The organism is Azospirillum sp. B506 (assembly GCF_000333595.1).
GTDB lineage: Bacteria > Pseudomonadota > Alphaproteobacteria > Azospirillales > Azospirillaceae > Azospirillum.
This window is the reverse complement of sequence record NZ_BADK01000976.1, coordinates 1-1668: the sequence shown is the minus strand read 5'-3', so window position 1 is coordinate 1668 and position 1668 is coordinate 1. Positions and strand designations below refer to the sequence as shown.

Below are 1668 nucleotides of genomic sequence, written 5' to 3'. Positions count from 1 at the left end.
GCGCAGCATGCCGAACTGTTCCTTCGGGTTGGTGACCTCGGCTCCCTTCTCCGCGATGATGAAGGGCACGGCGTCCATGCGGAAGCCGGCCACGCCCAGCTGGATCCAGAAGCCCATGATCTTCAACAGCTCGGCCTGCACTTCCGGATTGGCGGTGTTCAGGTCGGGCTGGAATTTGTAGAAGCGGTGGAAGTACCAGGCCTTGGCTTCGCGGTTATAAGTCCAGGTCGATTTCTGAACGCCGGGAAAGACCATGCCAGTGTCGGCATTCTCGGGCTTCCTGTCCGACCAGACATACCAGTCGCGATACTTGCTGGCGGGATCGCTGCGGGCGGCCTTGAACCAGGGATGTTCGTCGGAGGTGTGGTTGATCACCAGATCGATGATCACCCGGATGCCGCGCTGTTCACAGGCGTGGGTGAACTCGACGAAATCGCCCAGCGTGCCGTAACGCGGATCGACATTGTAGTAATCGGCGACGTCGTACCCGTCGTCCTTCAGCGGCGAAGTCTGGAACGGCCCCAGCCACAGGCAGGTCACCCCCAGCCCATGCAGATAGTCCAGCCGGCGCAGCAGCCCCTGGAAATCGCCGACACCGTCGCCGTTGGCGTCCATGAAGGTCGACAGTGACAGATTGTAGATCACCGCGTTCTTGTACCAAAGGTCCCGGATCATGGCCGCTCCATCGCGAAGCTGTCCCCCGGCCCGATGCGGAGGCGACAGGCGGGGAACAACGGCAACGCCACTTTGGTTGCGCGGCACCCCGATCTTTGGCGGCAGGACCCGCGCGGTCTGCCCTGCGGCAAAGTTGCAGGTCAGGCATCCGGCATCTGGTATGCAAAACTTTTTGCGGTAGCATGCCGACTTGCTTATGTTGCAGCACAGCATAACCGGACCGTCGCCGTGGGCATCCGCAGCCCGTGGAAGATGCCGTTTGGCCTCATGCCCTGTTGTTCCTGTCGATGCCCCTCCCCTCCCGATAAGGACGTTCCCGACATGATCGAGACCCAGGCCCTTCTGTTCCTCGCGCTGACCGGCATGATCGGCCATGCCGTCTATATGGCCAGCGGCCGGGGTGGCTTCACCGTGATCGAGCCGGAAAAGGACGAGACGGAGGAGGAGCCGGGCATCCTGTTCTCCTCGGACCGCTTCCAGCAGGCGGCGCAGAACGACGGCCAATCGGATAAGGCGAAAGACCGTCCCTTCTGGCTCGAATGAGCGATGCGGACCGGGGCGCTCTCGCGCATTCCCGGCCCGCATTTGTCAGTCAGTCTTCCGAGCGAAGCCCCCCGGCTGCCGCCTTAGCCATTCGCGGTGCCGGCGGTGGCTCCCAGCGGGACGGCGCGGGAGGTCTCCCCCTGTTCGGCACGCCGCGCCAGCTCCTCGTTGCGGGCATGGTGGCGGGCCAGCATCGGCTTCAGGACCAGCAGCGCGCAGGCCGCGGCGGTCAGGTCCATGGTGGCGGTGACGTAGAGAACGGTCGCCCAGGTGCCGGTGGCTTCCATCAGCAGGTTGCCCATCGGGACCAGCAGGGCGGCGACACCCTTGGCGCAGTAGAGGACGCCGTAGATCTTTGCGGCATGCTTGGTGCCGAAGGTGTCGGCCGAAGTGGCGCTGAACAGGCTGTACACCTCGCCCCAGGCCAGGAAGACCATGCCCGTGACCTTG

At 64.0% G+C, this 1668-nt stretch carries 2 protein-coding genes and 1 pseudogene; 1 reads left to right on the top strand and 2 read right to left on the bottom strand.

Annotation, left to right across the window (positions count from 1 at the left end; all coding sequences use genetic code 11):
• On the bottom strand, positions 1-675 hold a 675-nt coding region (locus tag I71_RS30130), incomplete at its 3' end, for an alpha-amylase family glycosyl hydrolase (RefSeq protein WP_042703060.1).
• Positions 676-996: 321 nt separating this feature from the next.
• On the opposite strand from I71_RS30130, the gene I71_RS30125 reads away from it, so the two are divergent.
• Positions 997-1218, top strand: coding sequence for a hypothetical protein (locus tag I71_RS30125; RefSeq protein WP_042703058.1), 222 nt, complete (start codon positions 997-999; stop codon positions 1216-1218).
• An 83-nt stretch (positions 1219-1301) separates the two neighbouring features.
• Here I71_RS30125 and I71_RS30120 read toward each other — a convergent pair.
• A pseudogene (locus I71_RS30120) lies at positions 1302-1668 on the bottom strand (oxalate/formate MFS antiporter); the annotation flags it as partial.

What these genes read in the sequence shown, in the direction of transcription:
- I71_RS30125 (WP_042703058.1), top strand. Translation starts at nt 997, where the DNA reads ATGATCGAGACCCAGGCCCTTCTGTTCCTCGCGCTGACCGGCATGATC.